We start from the raw sequence: 18,936 nt of genomic DNA on the forward strand, positions 1-18,936 counted from the left end.
GCTACTCCTGTCCGAGCGGTCGGAGTTCGTACTTCGGATTGAACAGCACCCGGCGCCCATGGCTCATGGAGATCCGGCCCGAGGCGATCAGCCTGCGCCCCGGTTCTATCCCGATGATGGAGCGACGGCCCAGCCACACCACGTCCAGCGCGGCGGTGCCGTCGAAGAGCTCCGCCTCCAGTGCGGGAACTCCGGCCCGCGGCCTGAGCGTCACCGTGCGCAGCGTGCCCGTCACCTTGACGATCTGACGGTCACCGCAGTCGCCGATCTTGGTGCAGCCCGCGGCCTCCGCGTCCTGCTGCAACTCGGCGGAGTGCAGCTCCTCCTGGGAGCTCGACAGCCGGTCCAGCATCCGCCGGAACCGGCCGCCCGGCTTCCCGGGCCTGTCTCCCCCATCGGAGGGGTGGCGTACGGAACTCATACGGCCAGCGTACCGGTGCGCCATCCCCGAAACGCCGTCCCCGCGCTCATCGCTCGAACCGGTACCCCATACCCGGCTCGGTGACGAAGTGCCGCGGATGCGAGGGGTCGGCCTCCAGCTTGCGGCGCAGCTGCGCCATGTACACCCGCAGATAGTTGCTCTCGGTGCCGTACGAGGGGCCCCACACCTCCTGGAGCAGCTGCTTCTGGCTGACCAGACGGCCGGCGTTGCGCACCAGGACCTCCAGCAGATGCCATTCGGTGGGGGTCAGTCGCACATCGCGGCCGTCGCGATGGGCCTTCTTGGCGGCCAGGTCGACGGTGAACGCGTCGGTCTCCACCACCACCGAGTCCTCCGGCCGCCCGACGGGCTCGGCGCGGCGGACGGCCGCGCGCAGCCGGGCGAGCAGCTCGTCCATGCCGAACGGCTTGGTGACGTAGTCGTCCGCCCCGGCGTCGAGCGCCTCGACCTTCTCGTCCGAGGTCTGACGGGCGGAGAGGACCAGGATCGGCACCCGGGTCCAGCCCCGGATCCCCCTGATCACCTCCACCCCGTCCATATCGGGCAGGCCGAGGTCGAGCACGATCACATCGGGATGGCGGGCGGCGGCGAGCCGGAGAGCGGTGGCGCCGTCCGAGGCCGCGTCCACCTCGTACTTGCGCGCCTTCAGGTTGATCACGAGGGCGCGCACGATCTGCGGCTCGTCGTCCACCACGAGCACCCGGTTCATCTGGTGGGCCTGCCTTTCCGTGTCGTTGTGCCTGACGTGGAGCCGACCTGGACCGGGAGGCCGGGATCGGCCGGCGGGCGGTCGCGGGCGACACGCAGCGTGAGCGCCATGGTCATCCCGCCGCCGGGGGTGTCCTCGGCGGTCAGCCGCCCGCCCATGGCCTCGGCGAAGCCGCGGGCGACGGCGAGCCCGAGGCCGACCCCGGCGCCGCGCGGGGCGTCCCCGTACCGCTGGAAGGGCTCGAAGATACGGTCCTTCTCGCTGTCCGGCACGCCCGGCCCGCCGTCGGCCACCCGCAGCTCCACCCGGTCGCCGAGGGCGCTCGCGGAGACCAGCACGGGGCGGTCCGGCGGGCTGTACTTCACCGCGTTCTCCACGATGTTGGCCACGGCGCGCTCCAGCAGCCCGGGGTCGACCGCGACCATCGGCAGCTCCTCGGGGATGTCGAGGGTGACATCGGCCTCGGGGACGCCGACGAGCGCCATCGGCACCACCTCGTCCAGGTCGATCTCCCGGATGAGCGGGGTGACGGTGCCGGTCTGCAGCCGGGAGATGTCCAGGAGGTTGCCCACCAGGTGGTCCAGCCGGTCGGCGCCGCTCTCGATGCCCTCGAGCAGCTCGGCCTCGTCCTCCGCCGACCAGGCCACGTCATCGGAGCGCAGGGAGCTCACGGCCGCCTTGATGGCCGCGAGCGGGGTGCGCAGATCGTGGCTGACGGCGGCGAGCAGCGCGGTCCGGATGCGGTTCCCCTCGGCCAGCTCGCGGGCCTGCCCGGCCTCCTGGGCCAGCCGCTGCCGGTCGAGGACGACGGCGGCCTGGGCGGCGAAGGCGGCGAGCACCCGGCGGTCCTCCGCGGGCAGGACCCGGCCGGAGAGCGCGAGCGCCATATGGTCGCCGACCGGCATGTCCACCTCGGCGTCCTCCGGCCGCTCGGGCGGCGGGCTGCCGCCGTGGCCGCCGACGCTGCCCGCGCAGGTCCAGGGGGCGACGTCGCTCTCCCGCTCCAGCAGCGCGACGGAGTCCATGGCGAACGTCTCGCGGACCCGCTCCAGCAGCGCCTCCAGGCTGGTCTCGCCGCGCAGCACGCTGCCCGCGAGGAAGGACAGTATCTCGGACTCGGCGCGCAGCCGGGCGGCCTGATGGGTGCGGCGGGCGGCGAGATCCACCACGGAGGCCACACAGACGGCCACCGCCACGAAGATCGCTATGGCGATGATGTTCTCGGGGTCGGCGATGGTCAGGGTGTGGGTGGGCGGGGTGAAGTAGTAGTTGAGCAGCAGCGATCCGACGGCCGCCGAGGCGAGCGCGGGCACCATGCCGCCCAGCAGGGCGGCCAGCACATTGAGGAACAGGAAGAGCAGCACCTCGTTGGCGAAACCCGGCCCGGCCTCGGAGGCGAGGGTGGCGCCGGTGGCGGTGAGCAGCAGCGTCAGCAGGGCCGGTCCGGCCACTCCGACCACCCAGCCGGCGATCAGCCGGGAGCGGCCGAGCCGGGCGCCGCGCGCCACCGGCAGCCCGCGGCCCTTGGCGACCTCGTCATGGGTGACGATGTGGACGTCCAGGTCCGGCCCGGACTCCCGGGCGACGGTGGCGCCCACCCCGGGTCCGAACATGTACTGCCAGGTCTTGCGGCGGCTGGAGCCGAGCACGACCTGGGTCGCGTTGACCCCGCGCGCGAACTCCAGCAGCGCGCCCGGGATGTCCTCCCCTATGACGTGGTGGAAGGTGCCTCCGAGGTCCTCGACGAGGGTGCGCTGGACCGCCAGCTCCTTGGGGGATGCCGAGGTCAGGCCGTCGCTGCGGGCGATGTAGACGGCGAGGATCTCGCTGCCGGACCCCTTGGCCGCCATCCGGGCCGCCCGGCGGATCAGCGTCCGCCCCTCCGGGCCGCCGGTCAGCCCGACGACGATGCGCTCACGGGCCTGCCAGGTGGAGCGGATGGAGTGCTCGTCGCGGTACTGCTGGAGGTATTCGTCCACCCGGTCGGCGGTCCACAGCAGGGCCAGCTCGCGCAGCGCGGTCAGGTTCCCGGGCCGGAAGTAGTTCGACAGCGCGGCGTCCACCTTGTCGGGCGCGTAGATGTTGCCGTGCGCCATGCGGCGGCGCAGCGCCTGGGGCGACATGTCGACCAGCTCGATCTGGTCGGCCCGGCGCACCACCTCGTCCGGGACGGTCTCCCGCTGGCGCACCCCCGTGATCGACTCCACCACGTCCCCCAGCGACTCCAGGTGCTGGATGTTGACGGTGGAGACGACGTCGACGCCCGCCCGCAGCAGCTCCTCGACGTCCTGCCAGCGCTTCTCGTTCCGGCAGCCGGGGACGTTGGTGTGGGCCAGCTCGTCGACGAGCGCGACGGCGGGGCGGCGCGCCAGCACCGCGTCCACGTCCATCTCGCTGAAGGTGGACCCCCGGTACTCCACCTCCCGGCGGGGCACCTCCTCGAGCCCGTGCATCATCACCTGGGTGCGCCGGCGGCCGTGGTGCTCCACGAAGCCGACCACGAGGTCCGTGCCCCGCTCGACCCGGCGGTGCCCCTCGGAGAGCATCGCGTAGGTCTTGCCGACGCCCGGTGCCGCACCGAGGTAGATCCGCAACTTTCCGCGTCCCATGCCCCTATTTTCCCTGTTGGACGGCGCCTGAACGCTCGGCGAGCCGCCGGCGGGCGATACCCGTCGAGCAAACCCCGCCCCCGGCCCGACCGGCCGTCCCTTGACGCCTCCCTTACGGCCATCGGCGGCCTCTTGACGCCTCCCTGACGCGCGGCGCCCGCACACCTGGGGGCAAACCAGCAGGAAAAAGCCGGTGGGCCGTACTCCGCAGAGAAGAGTACGGCCCACCGGCAGACGCTCACATCGGGCCGGGCCTTACGCCGTCGGCTCAGCCGGACGCGAGCGAGCAGCCCGCCAAGGCGTCAAGACCGGAGGGGGCGGTCGAGCCCTGGCGGGAGAATGAGAGTTCGATGCGGTCGATCGTCGAGGCGCGCTTGTCCTTCAGCGGGCCGAGGATCGCGTTCTGCACGAAGTTGGGGCCGCCCTCGCCCGCGGAGGAGGCCAGCCGCTTGTTGGCCTCGTCGAGCTGGGTCTGGAGCAGCGCGATATTGCGGTCCACCTCGGCCTGGGCGGCGGCCGGTACGTCGCCGATCTCGGAGGCGACATCGGGGCAGCTGATCGTCTGGCCGGAGCCCGCGCCGGCCCCGCCGCCCTGCTCGGCTCCCCCGCCCTGGTCGGCTCCCCCGCCCTGCTCGTCCGCGGGCTGGGACGCGGCGGCGGTCGGAGTCGCGGCGCCGCCCGCCTCGCCGCCCGCGCCGGTGTCGGAGCCCGCTCCCGCCCCGCCGTCCGACAGCGTGCACTCGGCGAGCGCGTCCAGCCCCGCCGGCTTCTCGGCATGCCGTCCTATGGAGATCGCGATGCGGTCCAGGGTGGACTTCCGCTTGTCCGCCAGCGGCCCGAGGATGGCGTTCTGCACGAAGTTGGGGCCGCCCTCGCCCTGGCTGGTGCTGAGCCGTTTGTTGGCCTCCGCCAGCTGGGTGTCCAGCAGGGCGAGGTTGCGGTCCACCTCGGCCCTGGCCTCCGCCGGGATCTCCGGGAGGGAACCGGAGACGGCGGGGCAGCTGATGGCCGAGGCCGCCTTGGTCGACGCACCGGCGTCGCCGCCGCCGTCCTGACCGGCCATGGCGGCTCCCACCGCGACGGCCGCACAGGTGATACCGCCGATCGCCCCGGAGAGGAGGACTCTCCGGCGGTGGAGTAACGGAAGGCCACGCGACATCTGATCACTCACCTCGTTGAGGTCGGACAGGGGGTGTCTCTCGCGACGCGCCTTCTCCCCCTCGGAGCGTCACAAGGTCTCGCGCCCATGAGTACGGCCGGTGCGGCGGGTGTGTTCAACGGGTTCCGGGAAAACCCGAAATCCCCGGGAGAAGGCTCCGGAACACGCCGAAGGGGCCCGGGGGCCCTGCCCCGGGCCCCTTCCGGGCCTTGGCTCGCTGCCGTACGCGAGCTGCCGTACGCGAGTTCTCGTACGCGGTACGCACGCCCTCGTACGCGGTACGCACGCCCTCGTACGCGGTACGCACGCCCTCGTACGCGGTACGCACGCCCTCGTACGCGGTTACGCGAGTTCTCGTACGCGAGGGCGGCTCAGCGCACCTCGGAGATCTCCGGGCCGCGCTGGAGCCGGTCGGCGCCGCCCGCGAACCGCGAGCCCTGCGCCTCGTCCTGCTGCACCCCGTCGGGCACCATCTGCGCGTCGTCCGGCAGCTTGAGGACGATCGGGTCGCGCGGGGCCATCGGGCCCTCGCCACGCACCACGACCGTGTCCCGGAAGATCGCTTCCAGGAGACTGCCGGTCTCGGGCTGCACCGCGCCCTGCCCGGAGATCACACCGCGCAGGAACCAGCGGGGCCCGTCCACACCGACGAAGCGGACCACCTGCACACCGTTCTTGCCGTCCGGGAGCTGCACCGGCACCTGGGCGCGCAGCTCCCAGCCGAGCGGGCCCTCGACCTCGTCCACGATCCCGCCCTGCTGGGTGATGCCGGTGGCGATCTCGTCGCGCACCTCGCCCCAGATGCCTTCCTTCTTGGGCGCGGCGAACCCCTGGAGCTGCACGGCGCTGTCCCGCAGCACCACGGTCGCGGCGACGATCGCGTCCCCCGCGACCTCCACCCGCAGCTCCATGCCCTCCACGCCGGGCACGAACAGACCACCGAGGTCCACCCGGCCCTCGCCGGGGTCGCGCACCTCGGACACGTCCCAGGGGCCCTCGGGGCGCGGGGCCGGCGGCAGGCTCACCCGCTCGCTCTCCACGGGTGCGGCGGTGTCCTCAGCGCCGTCCGCGTCCTCCGCGTCCTCGGCCAACTCGTCGGAGGTCACGTCGAGCGACTCGACGTCCTCCTTGCTGCGCTTGCGGCGACGTCCGAACACGTCATCGTCCTTCCCGGTCGGAACCGACCGAAGCGTATCCATTCCCACCCGTTGTGCCGTCCACGGCGGCATGACCGCCGGTGGACCCGAAGCCCCCTTCGGCCCGCGCCGACCCGGGAAGCTCCGCCACCTCCTGGAAGCGCACCTTCTCGACCTGCTGGACGACCAATTGGGCGATCCGGTCGAAGCGCTCGAACCGCACGCTCTCGCGCGGGTCCAGATTGACCACGATCACCTTGATCTCTCCACGGTACCCGGCATCGATGGTCCCCGGGGCATTCACCATGGCGACGCCGCAGCGCGCGGCGAGTCCGGACCGTGGATGCACGAAGGCGGCATACCCCTCCGGGAGCGCGATAGACACTCCGGTGGGCAGAACCGCGCGCTCCCCGGGGGCCAGCTCGGCGGGCTCGGTGGTGACCAGGTCGGCCCCGGCGTCGCCGGGGTGGGCGTAGCCGGGGATCGGCACCTCGGGGTCCACCCTGCGGATCAGCACGTCGACCGGCAGCGGGCTCATGGGTTCACCTCGAAAGCGCGTGCGAGCTTCACCTGATCCGGGTCGGCGAGCGCCGCGTCGATCTCCTCCGCCCGGCCGTTCTCGATGAAGTGGTCGACCCGCACCTCTATGAAGAGGGCCTGCGCCCGCACCGCGACGGGGCCGTCGGGGGCGTCGATCCGGCCCGTGGCCGAGCAGTAGATCTTGCGGCCGTGCACGGCGGTCACCCGTGCCTCCAGGTGGAGCGCGGTGCCGACCGGCACCGGCCGTACGAAGTCCGTCTCCAGCCGCCCGGTCACCGCGATCACCCGCTGAAGCCAGTTGAGCGACCCGAGCGTCTCGTCCAGCGCCGCGGCCAGCACCCCGCCGTGGGCGAGGCCCGGCGCGCCCTGGTGGCCGCCGCGCACGGTGAACTCGGCGGTGACGCTCACGCCCTCGCCGGCCCGTGTGGTCAGCCCCAGGCCGCTCGCCTGGTCGCCGCAGCCGAAGCACTGGTCGTAGTGCGCGCCGAGGGTCTCCCCGGGCGCGGGCGCGTCGGGGTGGCGCACGGGTGCCTTGGAGCCCTCCGGCGGCGTCAGCCCTGTCGTTCGTCCACTCACAACGGCTGACCTTACCCGCGAGAACAGTCCGGGTCGGCGGCCGTGCCAAGCTGATACGCATGCAGCCTTACGAAGAACGCCTCAGCGCGCCCCGTTCCTGGTGGTTCATCGCCGTCCTGATCGGGGTCTCGGTGGGGTTGATCATGCTGCCGTTCGGCACCCTGCCGATGCTCGGCGGGCTGATCGGCGGGGCGGCGCTGGCCTGTGTGGCGGTGAGTTCGTACGGTTCGGCGCGGGTGCGCGTGGTGGCGGACTCACTGGTGGCCGGTGAGGCGAAGATCCCGGTGTCGGCGCTGGGGACCCCGCAGGTGCTGGACGCCGCCGAGGCGGCCGCCTGGCGGTCCTACAAGGCCGATCCGCGGGCGTTCATGCTGCTGCGCAGCTACATCCCGACGGCGCTGCGAGTGGAGGTCACCGATCCGGAAGACCCGACACCGTATGTGTATGTGTCCACACGGAATCCGGAGGGGCTCGCCGCCGCGCTCACGGCCGTTCACTCGGCCTGACGGGGGCGGGCGAGGGGCTCACTTCTCCAGGGGCACGGGGAGGTCCCAGGGGATCTGCTTGGCCCGCAGATCCTTGCGGACCTTGCGCGCGAGCTTCTTGGTGTCGCGCCGGTTCATCGCGGCTCCCACGGCCGCGCCGACCATGAAGGGCGCCAGGGACGGCATGTTCCGGAAGCCGCGTCTGAGGACCTGCTGGCGCAGCTCGCGCTTCATCTGGACGCCGAGAGCCGCGTTGACGGTCGCCGGCTGGGCGACGTCGATACCGCGCTCCTCGGCCCAGGCGCCGAGATAGGCGACGGCGCGCTGCCGCGTGGAGCCGGGTGCGCGCACCCCGTAGACCTCGTGCAGCTCGGCGATCAGCTTGAACTCTATGGAGGCCACGCCGACGATCTCGGCGGCCAGTTCGGTGGGCATGGCGGGCGGGGCCGGCAGCATCGCCGCGGCACCGACGCCCGCACCCACTGTGGCGGTGCCGCCCGCGGCACCGGCCACCAGCTTGTCCGCGAGCTCTTCGGGGCCCAGCCCCGGGAACTGCCTGCGCAGCGTCGCGAGATCGCGGACAGCAATGCGTGGAGCGTTCGCGATGATCCGGTCGGCGACCGCGTAGACCCCCGCTCTCGCGCGCTCACCGCCTCGTCGCACACCACGGCCGACAGCGGTCGCGAGCGAGGCCATCCGGCCTCGCTCGGTCTCGTTCATGTCGTCGTGTTCCGCCTCCACGCCGACCCCGCGGCTCAGGCCGCGCAGTCGCGGCAGATCGGCTGGCCGTTCTTGGTCTCGGCGGCCAGTTGGCTGCGGTGGTGCACAAGGAAGCAGCTCATGCAGGTGAACTCGTCGGCCTGGCGGGGCAAGACCCGGACGGACAGCTCCTCGTTGGAGAGGTCCGCACCGGGCAGCTCCAGGCCTTCGGCCTGCTCGAACTCATCCACGTCGACGGTGGACGCGGACTTGTCGTTCCGCCGGGCCTTCAGTTCCTCGATGCTGTCCTCGTTGACGTCATCGTCGGTCTTGCGTGGGGTGTCGTAATCCGTTGCCATGTCGCTCTCCCCCTCTGGGTGTCTGTGGTGTCTCCAGCGCACGTAACGCGTGAGAGGCCGGACTTGTGCCCGACCCGAGGCGGAGATTTTGCCTCACATCAAGGTCTGTTACTCAATCGACACCCAACCGCACCCCTGAAGAGGTGATCGGGTTGGATGGCCATCGGGACCGTACACGGTCCGAATGTCGCACTCACATGCGCCATGACGTGTACTTCCCGTGATCACGGCCCCTGAAAACCCGGATTTTCCCGGCTTTCCGTCAACCGTGACGATCACACAGAGTATGTGGCCGGAAAATCGCCCATGTGATCGATCACACACCCTACATCGGGTGGGCGGATCACGAAAATTCCGCCCAAAGCGAACACATCCCGGCGGGTCCCCGGCCGTGCGTTCTCCGGCGTCACACCGGCAGCACCACCCGCATCACCAGGCCACCTCCTTCGCGCGGCTCCGCCGCGATGCGGCCGCCGTGGGCGCGTGCCACGGAGCGCGCGATCGACAGCCCGAGGCCGACGCCCTTGTCGCTGCCGGTGCGCTCGGTGCGGAGCCTGCGGAACGGCTCGAAGATGTTGTCCATCTCGTAGGCGGGGATCACCGGGCCGGTGTTCGCGACCACCAGCACGGCCTGGCTCTGCCGGCTCTCGGTGGTGACCTCCACCCAGCCGTCCTGGGCCACGTTGTAGCGCACCGCGTTCTGGACCAGGTTCAGCGCGATCCGCTCCAGCAGCACCCCGTTGCCCTGGACCACCGCGGGGGCGCGCTGCCCGCGCAGCTCCACGCCCTTGTCCTCCGCCTCCGCCCGCACCTGCTCCAGCGCCTGGGAGGCCACCTCGGCGAGGTCCACCGGCTTGCGGTCGACGATCTCGTTGTCGCTGCGGGCGAGCAGCAGCAGGCCCTCCACGAGCTGCTCGCTGCGCTCGTTGGTGGCCAGCAGGGTCTTGCCCAGCTGGGTCAGCTCGGGGGACGCCTGGGGGTCCGAGAGCTGCACCTCCAGCAGGGTGCGGTTGATCGCCAGCGGGGTGCGCAGCTCATGCGAGGCGTTGGCGACGAACCGCTGCTGGGCGGTGAACGCCCGGTCCAGGCGCTCCAGCATCTCGTCGAAGGTGTCGGCGAGCTCCTTGAGCTCGTCGTCCGGACCGTCCAGCTCGATCCGGCGGGACAGGTCCGAGCCCGCCACCTGGCGCGCGGTCCGGGTGATCCGGCCGAGCGGCGAGAGCACCCGCCCGGCCATCGCGTAGCCGAAGGCGAAGGCGATCACGGACAGCCCCAGGAGGGCTATCAGGGAGCGGCGCAGCAGCCCGTCCAGGGCCAGCTGGCGCTGCTCCTTCATACAGGTGTTCAGGACCGCGTTGAACTGGTCGGGGCTGCTCTGGCCGATGATCTCGGGGCAGGTGTTGTTGGTCGGCTGGACACTGCCGCCGACCAGCTTGAACGGCAGCTCGTTGCCGACGTGCAGGGCCTGCGCGGCCAGCAGGTAGATGATCGTCAGCAGCACCACCCCGGCGATCAGGAACATCCCGCCGTACAGCAGGGTGAGCCGTATCCGGATCGTGGGGCGCAGCCAGGGGTTCTGGCGCGAGCCGGCCTGCGGGTCCCAGCTGGGCTTGGGCGGCACGGTCGGCGGCAGCGGGGTCGGAGTCGTCGCCATGCCTGATCAGATCCGGTAACCCGAGCCGGGCACGGTGACGATCACCGCGGGCTCACCCAGCTTGCGGCGCAGGGTCATCACGGTCACCCGCACCACATTGGTGAACGGGTCGGTGTTCTCGTCCCAGGCCTTCTCCAGCAGTTGCTCCGCGGAGACCACGGCGCCCTCGCTGCGCATGAGCACCTCCAGCACCGCGAACTCCTTCGGCGCCAGCTGGATCTCCTTGCCGTCCCGGAACACCTCGCGGCGGTTGGGGTCCAGCTTGATCCCGGCGCGCTCCAGGACGGGCGGCAGGGCCACGGTCGTCCGGCGGCCGAGCGCCCGGACGCGCGCGATCAGTTCGCTGAAGGCGAAGGGCTTGGGCAGATAGTCGTCCGCGCCGATCTCCAGGCCCTCCACGCGGTCGCTGACGTCGCCGGAGGCGGTGAGCATCAGCACACGGGTGGGGATGCCGAGTTCGACGATCTTGCGGCAGACGTCGTCGCCGTGCACGAGGGGCAGGTCCCGGTCGAGGACGACGACGTCATAGTCGTTGACGGCGATCCGCTCCAGGGCGGCGGCCCCGTCATACACGACGTCGACGGCCATGGCCTCCCGGCGTAGTCCGGTGGCCACCGCATCGGCGAGCAGCTGCTCGTCCTCGACGACGAGTACGCGCACGTCGTTGGTCCTTCCTTGATTGCCGCAGTGGGCGGGGTGATCTCGCCAAACTCGATGGGTGTTCGGCGCCTCCATCCTGCCTCGAAGTCTCATAAACCGGCGGTAAGAGGGTCGCCGCGGGATCCCGAGTGCGGATCATGGCCGCGGCGGAGGGGCACGCGGCGGCCGGAACACCGAATTCAGATTCTTTCGGGTCCGGAGGTTTCCCCCGAAGACGGGGTGGGGAGGACGACTGCACACCCGCGATCACGCCCTGTCCCCGGCATATCTGGCTGGCATTGCCATCGGCAGGGGCCACTCACGTGATCAACCCACCGTCGGCACACCCCCGTGCCACCGACCCACGACGAGGGGGCGCAACATGGACGCGTTCACCGCAGGCATTCTGCAGCGCATAGAGAACACCAAGTCCGATCTCATTCGCGCCCGTGAGACGGGCGACGACTTTCTTGTGGACGTGGAGCAGTCGGAGCTGGAAGACCTCCGTCGCCTCGCCGCCGAGCACGGCGTCGAAGTAAGCGCCTCGTTTGCCTGATCCCTTGTGGATTCCGGACCCGATCCAGATCCGGATTCCATGTGACCGTGTGACCGTTTCCTATTCACCTCCGGATGGTGATCCAGAAAACCTCCGGTAACCACGCCGAAGCGCCCCGGTGTCCTCGTGACTCCGGGGCGCTTTCGTGTGTGGATGTGTTCGGGCCGTGGGCGGCGGCGGGATCAGTCGTGCCAGGCGCCCAGGTCGTCCAGAAGCCCCCGCAGCGGCTCGAAGAGGCCGGGGGCGGCGGCGATGGTCAGCTCGGTGGAGGCCGGGACGCCCGGCCGCCCTCCGGTGAGCGCGCCCGCCTCGCGGGCTATGAGCGCTCCGGCCGCGAAGTCCCAGGGGTTGAGCCCGCGCTCGTAGTAGCCGTTCAGCCGGCCGCAGGCCACATCGCACAGATCGATGGCGGCCGATCCGCCACGCCGGATGTCCCGCACCCGCGGCAGCACCCCGCCCAGGACCCTGGCCTGTCCGACGCGGCGCTCGCGCACATACCCGAAACCGGTGCCGATCAGCGACTCCTCCAGCGGGGCCGCGGGGCGGCAGTGCACCCGCTCCCCGTTCCGCCAGGCGCCCTGGCCCAGGACCGCGTGGAAGGTCTCGCCGCGCACCGGGGCGATCACCACCCCGACGACCGCCTCGCCGTCCTTCTCGGCGGCGATGCTGACCGCCCACGACGGCAGGCCGTAGAGGTAGTTCACGGTGCCGTCGAGCGGGTCGATCACCCAGCGCACCCCGCTGCTGCCCTCGCTGCTGGAGCCCTCCTCCCCCAGCACCCCGTCCCGTGGGCGGCGGCGCGCGAGGAGGTCGGTGATCAGCTTCTCGGCGGCGATGTCCATCTCGGTGACGACGTCGATCGGGCTGGTCTTGGTGGCCGCCACCCCGAGGTCCGCCGGGCGGCCGTCGCGCAGCAGGTCCCCCGCGCCGCGGGCGGCCTCCAGCGCCGTCTCGAGGAGTTCGGTCATGAGCGGGTCGGTCATCGTGCTCCTTAGCGGATTGCCCGGAGGGGCGAGCGGCGGTGGCGGGCCGGGACGGCGGGCGCGGTCGGTCGATGCCCGGGGCGTGAGGGCGGGCGCGGTCAGTCGGCGCCCGCGGCGGCGGGGCGCGGCGACCGGGCCGGACAGCAGCCCACCGGGCACACGTCATGGCTCGGGCCGAGGGCGCCCAGGGCGCAGCGCTCGGGGGCGGCCGCCGCCCGGCCCTCGGCGAACCGCTCGGTGGCCGCGCGCTCCAGCACCAGGTCGCGTACGCACGCGGCGAACCGCGGGTCGGCGCCGACGGTCGAGGCGCGGGAGACCGGCAGCCCGAGCTCGGCGGCCTTGGCCGTGGCCTCGGTGTCGAGGTCGTACTTGACCTCCATATGGTCCGAGACGAAGCCGATCGGGACCATGACGACGGCGGACGCGCCCTCGCCGTGCAGCTCCTCGAGGTGATCGCAGATGTCCGGCTCCAGCCAGGGGATGTGCGGCGCGCCGCTGCGCGACTGGTAGACCAGCCGCCAGGGGCGCTCGACGCCGGTCTCCTCGCGCACCGCGTCCGCGATCAGCCGGGCGACGTCGAGGTGCTGGGCGACGTACGCGCCGCCCTCGCCGTCCTCGGTGTGCGCCTCCACCGGGCCCGAGGTGTCGGCGGCGGCGGTCGGGATGGAGTGGGTGGTGAAGGCGAGGTGGGCCCCGGCCCGCCGGTCCTCGGGCAGCTCCGCGAGGGCGGCCAGCGTGGTGTCCACCATGGGCCGTACGAAGCCGGGGTGGTTGAAGTAGTGCCGCAGCTTGTCCACCCGCGGCAGCGGCAGGCCCTCGCCCTCCAGGGCGGCCAGCGCGTCCGCGAGGTTCTCGCGGTACTGCCGGCAGCCCGAGTACGAGGCGTAGGCGCTGGTGGCCAGCGTCAGGATGCGGCGGTGGCCGTCGGCGGCCATCTCGCGCAGGGTGTCGGTCAGATACGGCGCCCAGTTGCGATTGCCCCAGTAGACCGGCAGGTCCAGGCCGTGCTCGGCGAAGTCCTTGCGCAGCGCGTGCAGCAGTTCGCGGTTCTGCGCGTTGATCGGGCTGACCCCGCCGAAGAGGAAGTAGTGCCGGCCGACCTCCTTCAGCCGCTCGCGGGGGATGCCCCGCCCGCGCGTGACGTTCTCCAGGAACGGCACGACGTCATCGGGACCCTCCGGACCGCCGAAGGAGAGCAACAGCAGTGCGTCATACGGGTCGGGGGAAGGCTGTACTGACTGATCCGGCATGCTTCCGATCCTGCCACCCGCCGCTGACGGGCGGGAAACGGCCCTGTGCGAACCGGGCGCGGGCCGTAATCTGTATCAGCGCTCGACGATCCTTACCCTGCTCACGGCGGAGTCTGCCTTGCCCAGTGCCAGCCCCTACCGCGCGATCTTCGCCGCCCCCGGCGCCAAGGAGTTCTCCGCCGCCGGCTTCCTCGGGCGGATGCCGCTGTCCATGGCGGGCATCGGCGTGGTCACCATGGTCTCCGAACTCACCGGCCGGTACGGGCTCGCGGGCGCCCTGTCGGCCACGCTGGCGCTCTCCGCCGCCGTCATCGGCCCGCAGATCTCCCGGCTGGTCGACCGGCACGGCCAGCGCCGGGTGCTGCGCCCGGCGACGCTCGTGGCGCTCGCGGCCATCTGCGGGCTGCTGCTGAGCGCGCACCGGGGCTGGCCGGACTGGACGCTGTTCGTCTTCGCCGCCACGTCCGGCTGTGTGCCCAGTGTGGGCTCCATGGTGCGGGCCCGCTGGGCGGCGGTCTACGGGGACTCCCCGCGCGAGCTGCACGCCGCGTACGCGTGGGAGTCCATCGTCGACGAGATCTGCTTCATCGTCGGGCCGGTCATCTCGATCGGGCTGTCCACCTCCTGGTTCCCGGAGGCGGGCCCGCTGCTGGCCGCCTGCTTCCTGGCGGCCGGGGTCTTCTCGCTGACCGCGCAGCGGGCCACCGAGCCCGTACCGCATCCGCGCGGGCAGCACACCGGCGGTTCCGCGCTGCGCTCGCGCGGGCTCCAGGTGCTGGTGGTCACCTTCATGGCGACCGGCGCGATCTTCGGGGCGATCGACGTGGTGACGGTGGCCTTCGCCGAGGACGAGGGCCACAAGGGCGCGGCCAGTCTGGTCCTGGCGGTGTACGCGGCGGGCTCCTGCCTCGCGGGCGCGGTCTTCGGGGTGCTGCGGCTGAGCGGTCCGGTGTCCCGTCGTTGGTTGTGGGGTATTTGTGCGATCGCCGTGAGTATGATCCCGCTCCAACTGGTCGGGAACCTGCCGTTCCTGGCCGTGGCGCTCTTCGTCGCGGGCCTGGCCATCGCACCCACGATGGTCACCACCATGGCCCTTGTCGAACGGCACGTACCACGCGCGCATCTGACCGAGGGCATGACCTGGGTGAGCACCGGGCTCGCGGTCGGGGTGGCGCTCGGCTCGTCGGCCGCCGGATGGGTGGTGGACGCGGCCGGCGCCCGAGCGGGGTACGCGGTGCCGGCCGTGGCCGGGGCGCTCGCGGCCGCGGTGGCGTTCCTCGGGTACCGCCGGCTCCGGCCGGCGCCACAGCGGGAGGGGTCGGGTGCGGATGGCCGTCAGGACCGTGAAGACCGTACGGAGCAGCGTGTGGCGTAACTGGGCGGGGAACGTGATGGCCCGCCCGACGCGGATCGTCGCCCCGTCGTCCACGCAGGAGCTGGCCGAGGTGGTGCGCCGGGCGACGGCGGAGGGGCTGAAGGTGAAGGCGGTGGGCACCGGGCACTCCTTCACCACCGCGGCCGCCACCGACGGGCTGCTGATACGCCCCCACCGGATGGTGGGGGTGCGCGGTCTTGACCGCGAGGGGGGGACCGTGACCGTCGCGGCCGGCACCTCGCTCCGGCAGCTCAACGAGACGCTGTCGGCCCATGGTCTTTCGCTGGCCAATATGGGCGACATCATGGAGCAGACGGTGGCCGGGGCGACCTCCACCGGCACCCACGGCACCGGCCGGGACAGCGCCTCGATCGCCGCCCAGATCAAGGGTCTGGAGCTGGTGACGGCGGACGGTTCGGTGCTGCGCTGCTCGGCCGAGGAGAACCCGGAGATCTTCGCGGCGGCCCGGATCGGGCTCGGCGCGCTCGGCGTGGTCAGCGAGATCACCTTCGGGGTGGAACCGGAGTTCCTGCTCTCGGCGCGCGAGGAGCCCATGCCCTTCGACCGGGTGATGGCCGATTTCGAACAGCTCGTGGCCGAGAACGAGCACTTCGAGTTCTACTGGTTCCCGCACACCGGCAACTGCAACACCAAGCGCAACAACCGCAGCACCGGCCCCGCCGCCCCGGTGGGCCGGGTCAGCGGCTGGGTGGACGACGAACTGCTGTCGAACGGCATCTTCCAGGTGGCCTGTTCGGTGGGCCGGGCGGTCCCCGCCACCATCCCCGGAATCGCCAAAATCTCCAGCCGCGCCCTGTCCGCCCGGACCTACACGGACATCCCTTACAAAGTCTTCACCTCTCCGCGCCGGGTGCGGTTCCTGGAGATGGAGTACGCCGTGCCGCGCGAGGCCGCGGTCACCGTGCTGCGCGAGCTCAAGGCGACCGTCGAGCGGTCCGGACTGCGGGTCAGCTTCCCGGTGGAGGTGCGCACCGCGCCCGCCGACGACATCCCGCTGTCCACCGCCTCCGGGCGGGATACCGCGTACATCGCCGTCCATCTGTACCGGGGCACCCCGCACCGGGCGTACTTCACGGCGGCCGAACAGATCATGATCGCGCACGGCGGCCGTCCGCACTGGGGCAAGCTGCACAGCCGCGACGCCGACTATCTGGCCGGGGTCTACCCCCGGTTCGGCGAGTTCGCGGCGGTACGCGACCGGCTGGACCCGGACCGGCTGTTCACCAACGACTATCTGCGGCGGGTGCTGGGCGACTGACGGCTCACGGTCTGCCGGGCGGCTGACGGGTCACGGCGCGTCGGGCGGCTTGCGGGTCACGGCGCGCCGGGCGGCTTGCGGGTCATGGCGCGCCGGGCGGCTTGCGGGTCATGGCGCGCCGGTGGCGCCGGGCGTGGGCGTGGCCTCGCCGGAAGCGCCCGTTCCGCCCTCCGTGGCACCGCCGGACGGGGTCTGGGACGGGCCCGGGGTGGCGGGTGCGGAGGTGCCGGGCGCGGTCGTGCCACCGGTGCCGCCGTCCTGGCCGGAGCCGCTGCCGGAGCTCTTGCCGGAGCCGGGCGATCCGGATGCGTCGGGCGTGGCCGAGGCGTCGGCCACGCCGCCCCCGCGGGAGATGCCCGGGGACGGCGCCTCGCCGCCCCGCGAGGAGCCGGGGCCGTGCGACGGCCAGGTCGGGTCCCGGCGGGAGGGGCCGGGGGTGGACTTCGGCCCCGAGGAGCCGCTCACGCTGTCGCTGACAGTGGTTCCGGTCCGGTTCTCCCCCCATACGTTGGACACCGGGCCGCCGGAGAACATCTCGATCCCCGTGATCACGGTCATGGCGGCGATGAACACGGCGGCCGCCCCGACGGCGTGGCGCCGCCGGACCCGCGGCCGGGCGCCGTGCGTGGTCGGCTCGCCGTACTCGCCGGGGGCCGGGGCCGGCGGGGGCGCGACCGGCTCGGCGGGAGCGCCGGGAGCGCCGTACCGCCGGCGCCCGGTCGGCCGCGTCTGGACCCGCACCTCCTTGATCTGCTCACCGGTGCGCCGGAACAGATGCTGGATGACGGTGCCGCCCGCGGTCGCCACCACGCTCACCACACCGGCCCCCAGGATCGTCCCGTAGACGCCCAGTTTGGACGCGAGCACCGCGGCGGCGACGGCCGCCAGCGCGCTGGCGGCCACATGGGCCACGCTCAGGTCCATCCGCCCGCTCTTGTGTTGTCCGTCGCCGTCCGCCTTGCCGCGCATCTCCCGCCTCGCTTGGACATTCGTTCCAGCCTGTAGGGAGAAGTGACCGATAAACGAAGCAGATCGTTCCGATTCTGTCGTTTCTGTGAAACTTGCCACCCAAATTGGGCCTCACTTCGAAGGATTAAGGCTGCCATCCCCCTCCGGGGCATGAACTCGGCTGGCGTGCCGCTCCACTCGAGCGGCCCGAATGGAGTACTGTGGCGAGCCTTGGCCCCGCTTTCCCGTCCGGCCGCCCGGACCCAACGGGAGGGGTCAGAGGGCGGCAATCAACCGGCCGGGCAACTCGGCAAAGTTGTGGCAGGCTGCACCCGGGCAGGCCACACTCGTCTAGCGGGAGAGCAGCGACGCAACCGTGACGTCGGCAGGCACCACCCGGGAGGTCCCCATGCCCGAACTGCGTGTCGTGGCCGTCAGCAACGACGGCACACGGCTGGTGCTCAAGGCTGCGGACAGCACGGAGTACACACTTCCCATCGACGAGCGACTGCGCGCCGCGGTGCGCAATGACCGCGCTCGGCTCGGCCAGATCGAGATCGAGGTCGAGAGCCATCTGCGGCCCCGTGACATCCAGGCCCGTATACGTGCCGGCGCCACCGCCGAAGAGGTCGCGCAGATGGCGGGCATCCCCGTCGACCGCGTGCGGCGCTTCGAGGGCCCGGTGCTCGCGGAGCGCGCCTTCATGGCCGAGCGCGCCCGTAAGACTCCCGTGCGCCGCCCCGGCGAGAACACCGGACCGCAGCTCGGCGAGGCCGTCGCGGAGCGGCTGTTGCTGCGCGGCGCCGAGAAGGACACCACGCAGTGGGACTCCTGGCGGCGCGACGACGGCACCTGGGAAGTGCTGCTGGTCTACCGGGTCGCCGGTGAGCCGCACTCGGCGAGCTGGACCTACGACCCGCCCCGGCGGCTGGTCCAGGCGGTGGACGACGAGGCACGGGCGCTGATCGGCGAGGCCGACGACACGCCCGAGCCCAGCTTCCCTTTCGTGCCGCGGATCGCCCGGCTGCCGCGGGACCGGGATCGCGACAGGGATCGGGACCGGACGTCGCCCGAGCGCCTCGGCGACGACGACGCCCCGGCATCCGCGTCCGCCTCGCTGGTGGACGACGGCCTCGGCGAGCGGGACTCGCTCACCAGCCTGCTGGAGGCCGTGCCCAACTTCCGTGGCGACATGGTCGTGCCCGAAGCGCCGGTCGCGTCGGCGGCCCCTCCCCCGGAGGAGCCCGCCGACGAGCCGGAGGCCGTCGAGCCGCCCGCCTCCGCGGCGAGCGCGGGTTCGGCGTACGCGGATGTGCTGATGCCGCGCTCGGTGGCGGGCCACCGCGACCGGCTGACCGGTACGACGGACCGCCAGGCGGAGGCGGACGGCGTCCGCCCGGGCCGCCGGGCCGCGGTGCCGAGTTGGGACGAGATCGTCTTCGGCACCCGCCGCAAGAAGCAGGAGTAGCGGCCGCCGCTGTCGCGCCGACGGGCCCTGCCACCGGATGCCGGTGGCAGGGCCCGTCGCCGTGGTCAGC

General features: G+C 72.1%; 19 protein-coding genes. 5 read left to right on the plus strand and 14 right to left on the minus strand.

From position 1 onward, the window contains the following. Position 1: 1 nt before the first annotated feature. The 7 genes from NP777_RS36440 to NP777_RS36470 all read right to left on the minus strand — a co-directional run bounded on the left by NP777_RS36440 (position 2) and on the right by NP777_RS36470 (position 7,171). On the minus strand, positions 2 to 421 hold the full coding sequence (locus NP777_RS36440; RefSeq protein ID WP_256654471.1) for an OB-fold nucleic acid binding domain-containing protein: 420 nt from the start codon (positions 419 to 421) through the stop codon (positions 2 to 4). A 46-nt stretch (positions 422 to 467) separates the two neighbouring features. Next, positions 468 to 1,151: a response regulator gene (locus tag NP777_RS36445; protein ID WP_256654472.1), complete on the minus strand. Its 684-nt coding sequence runs from the start codon at positions 1,149 to 1,151 to the stop codon at positions 468 to 470. Further along, complete coding sequence (locus NP777_RS36450; RefSeq protein WP_256654473.1) at positions 1,148 to 3,760, minus strand: sensor histidine kinase; 2,613 nt, start codon at positions 3,758 to 3,760, stop codon at positions 1,148 to 1,150. Before NP777_RS36450 ends, NP777_RS36445 begins: the two co-directional genes overlap by 4 nt. A 268-nt stretch (positions 3,761 to 4,028) precedes the next feature. Then, complete coding sequence (locus NP777_RS36455; RefSeq protein ID WP_256654474.1) at positions 4,029 to 4,919, minus strand: hypothetical protein; 891 nt, start codon at positions 4,917 to 4,919, stop codon at positions 4,029 to 4,031. A 371-nt stretch (positions 4,920 to 5,290) separates the two neighbouring features. Then, entirely contained in the window at positions 5,291 to 6,076 is a 786-nt protein-coding gene (locus tag NP777_RS36460; protein ID WP_256654475.1) for a DUF3710 domain-containing protein, read from the minus strand. A 1-nt stretch (position 6,077) separates the two neighbouring features. Next, positions 6,078 to 6,593 (minus strand): dUTP diphosphatase, encoded by a 516-nt coding sequence (dut, locus tag NP777_RS36465; RefSeq protein WP_191066121.1) that lies wholly within the window; start codon positions 6,591 to 6,593, stop codon positions 6,078 to 6,080. After that, the gene (locus NP777_RS36470) at positions 6,590 to 7,171 is read right to left on the minus strand and encodes a PaaI family thioesterase (RefSeq protein ID WP_256654476.1); all 582 of its coding nucleotides are present in this window, start codon (positions 7,169 to 7,171) and stop codon (positions 6,590 to 6,592) included. The genes dut and NP777_RS36470 overlap by 4 nt, the downstream gene beginning before the upstream one ends. Before the next feature lie 59 nt (positions 7,172 to 7,230). On the opposite strand from NP777_RS36470, the gene NP777_RS36475 reads away from it, so the two are divergent. After that, a complete protein-coding gene (locus NP777_RS36475; protein ID WP_256654477.1) occupies positions 7,231 to 7,677 on the plus strand; it encodes a DUF3093 domain-containing protein in 447 nt (148 codons plus the stop codon). An 18-nt stretch (positions 7,678 to 7,695) separates the two neighbouring features. Here the strand turns inward: NP777_RS36475 and NP777_RS36480 are convergent, their stop codons facing one another. From NP777_RS36480 to NP777_RS36495, 4 genes are all read right to left on the minus strand, one after another. Then, positions 7,696 to 8,502 (minus strand): hypothetical protein, encoded by an 807-nt coding sequence (locus NP777_RS36480; RefSeq protein WP_391858643.1) that lies wholly within the window; start codon positions 8,500 to 8,502, stop codon positions 7,696 to 7,698. Continuing rightward, the gene (locus tag NP777_RS36485; RefSeq protein WP_009714537.1) at positions 8,412 to 8,714 is read right to left on the minus strand and encodes a DUF4193 domain-containing protein; all 303 of its coding nucleotides are present in this window, start codon (positions 8,712 to 8,714) and stop codon (positions 8,412 to 8,414) included. Before NP777_RS36485 ends, NP777_RS36480 begins: the two co-directional genes overlap by 91 nt. A 406-nt stretch (positions 8,715 to 9,120) precedes the next feature. Then, complete coding sequence (locus NP777_RS36490; protein WP_256654479.1) at positions 9,121 to 10,368, minus strand: sensor histidine kinase; 1,248 nt, start codon at positions 10,366 to 10,368, stop codon at positions 9,121 to 9,123. A 6-nt stretch (positions 10,369 to 10,374) separates the two neighbouring features. Further along, entirely contained in the window at positions 10,375 to 11,028 is a 654-nt protein-coding gene (locus tag NP777_RS36495; RefSeq protein ID WP_014055413.1) for a response regulator transcription factor, read from the minus strand. 361 nt (positions 11,029 to 11,389) lie between these two features. Here NP777_RS36495 and NP777_RS36500 point away from each other — a divergent pair, with 361 nt between their 5' ends. Further along, complete coding sequence (locus NP777_RS36500) at positions 11,390 to 11,563, plus strand: hypothetical protein (RefSeq protein ID WP_020867951.1); 174 nt, start codon at positions 11,390 to 11,392, stop codon at positions 11,561 to 11,563. 182 nt (positions 11,564 to 11,745) lie between these two features. On the opposite strand, the gene NP777_RS36505 is transcribed toward NP777_RS36500, so the two are convergent. Then, complete coding sequence (locus NP777_RS36505) at positions 11,746 to 12,546, minus strand: inositol monophosphatase family protein (protein ID WP_256654480.1); 801 nt, start codon at positions 12,544 to 12,546, stop codon at positions 11,746 to 11,748. A 98-nt stretch (positions 12,547 to 12,644) separates the two neighbouring features. Next, positions 12,645 to 13,796, minus strand: coding sequence for a ferrochelatase (locus tag NP777_RS36510; RefSeq protein WP_256654481.1), 1,152 nt, complete (start codon positions 13,794 to 13,796; stop codon positions 12,645 to 12,647). A gap of 118 nt (positions 13,797 to 13,914) precedes the next feature. Between NP777_RS36510 and NP777_RS36515 the strand changes: the two genes are divergently transcribed. Further along, entirely contained in the window at positions 13,915 to 15,171 is a 1,257-nt protein-coding gene (locus NP777_RS36515; RefSeq protein ID WP_256654482.1) for an MFS transporter, read from the plus strand. Further along, the gene (locus NP777_RS36520) at positions 15,125 to 16,450 is read left to right on the plus strand and encodes a D-arabinono-1,4-lactone oxidase (protein WP_256654483.1); all 1,326 of its coding nucleotides are present in this window, start codon (positions 15,125 to 15,127) and stop codon (positions 16,448 to 16,450) included. Before NP777_RS36515 ends, NP777_RS36520 begins: the two co-directional genes overlap by 47 nt. A gap of 108 nt (positions 16,451 to 16,558) precedes the next feature. Here NP777_RS36520 and NP777_RS36525 read toward each other — a convergent pair whose 3' ends face one another. Then, positions 16,559 to 17,419 carry a hypothetical protein gene (locus NP777_RS36525; RefSeq protein ID WP_256654484.1) on the minus strand — a complete coding sequence of 287 codons (861 nt, stop codon included), beginning with the start codon at positions 17,417 to 17,419 and terminating at the stop codon, positions 16,559 to 16,561. A 388-nt stretch (positions 17,420 to 17,807) separates the two neighbouring features. Between NP777_RS36525 and sepH the strand changes: the two genes are divergently transcribed. Then, positions 17,808 to 18,866, plus strand: a complete 1,059-nt coding sequence (sepH, locus tag NP777_RS36530; RefSeq protein WP_256654485.1) for a septation protein SepH — start codon at positions 17,808 to 17,810, stop codon at positions 18,864 to 18,866. Positions 18,867 to 18,936: the final 70 nt, after the last annotated feature.

Origin of the sequence: Streptomyces rugosispiralis (assembly GCF_024505145.1) — a bacterium.
Lineage (GTDB): Bacteria > Actinomycetota > Actinomycetes > Streptomycetales > Streptomycetaceae > Streptomyces > Streptomyces rugosispiralis.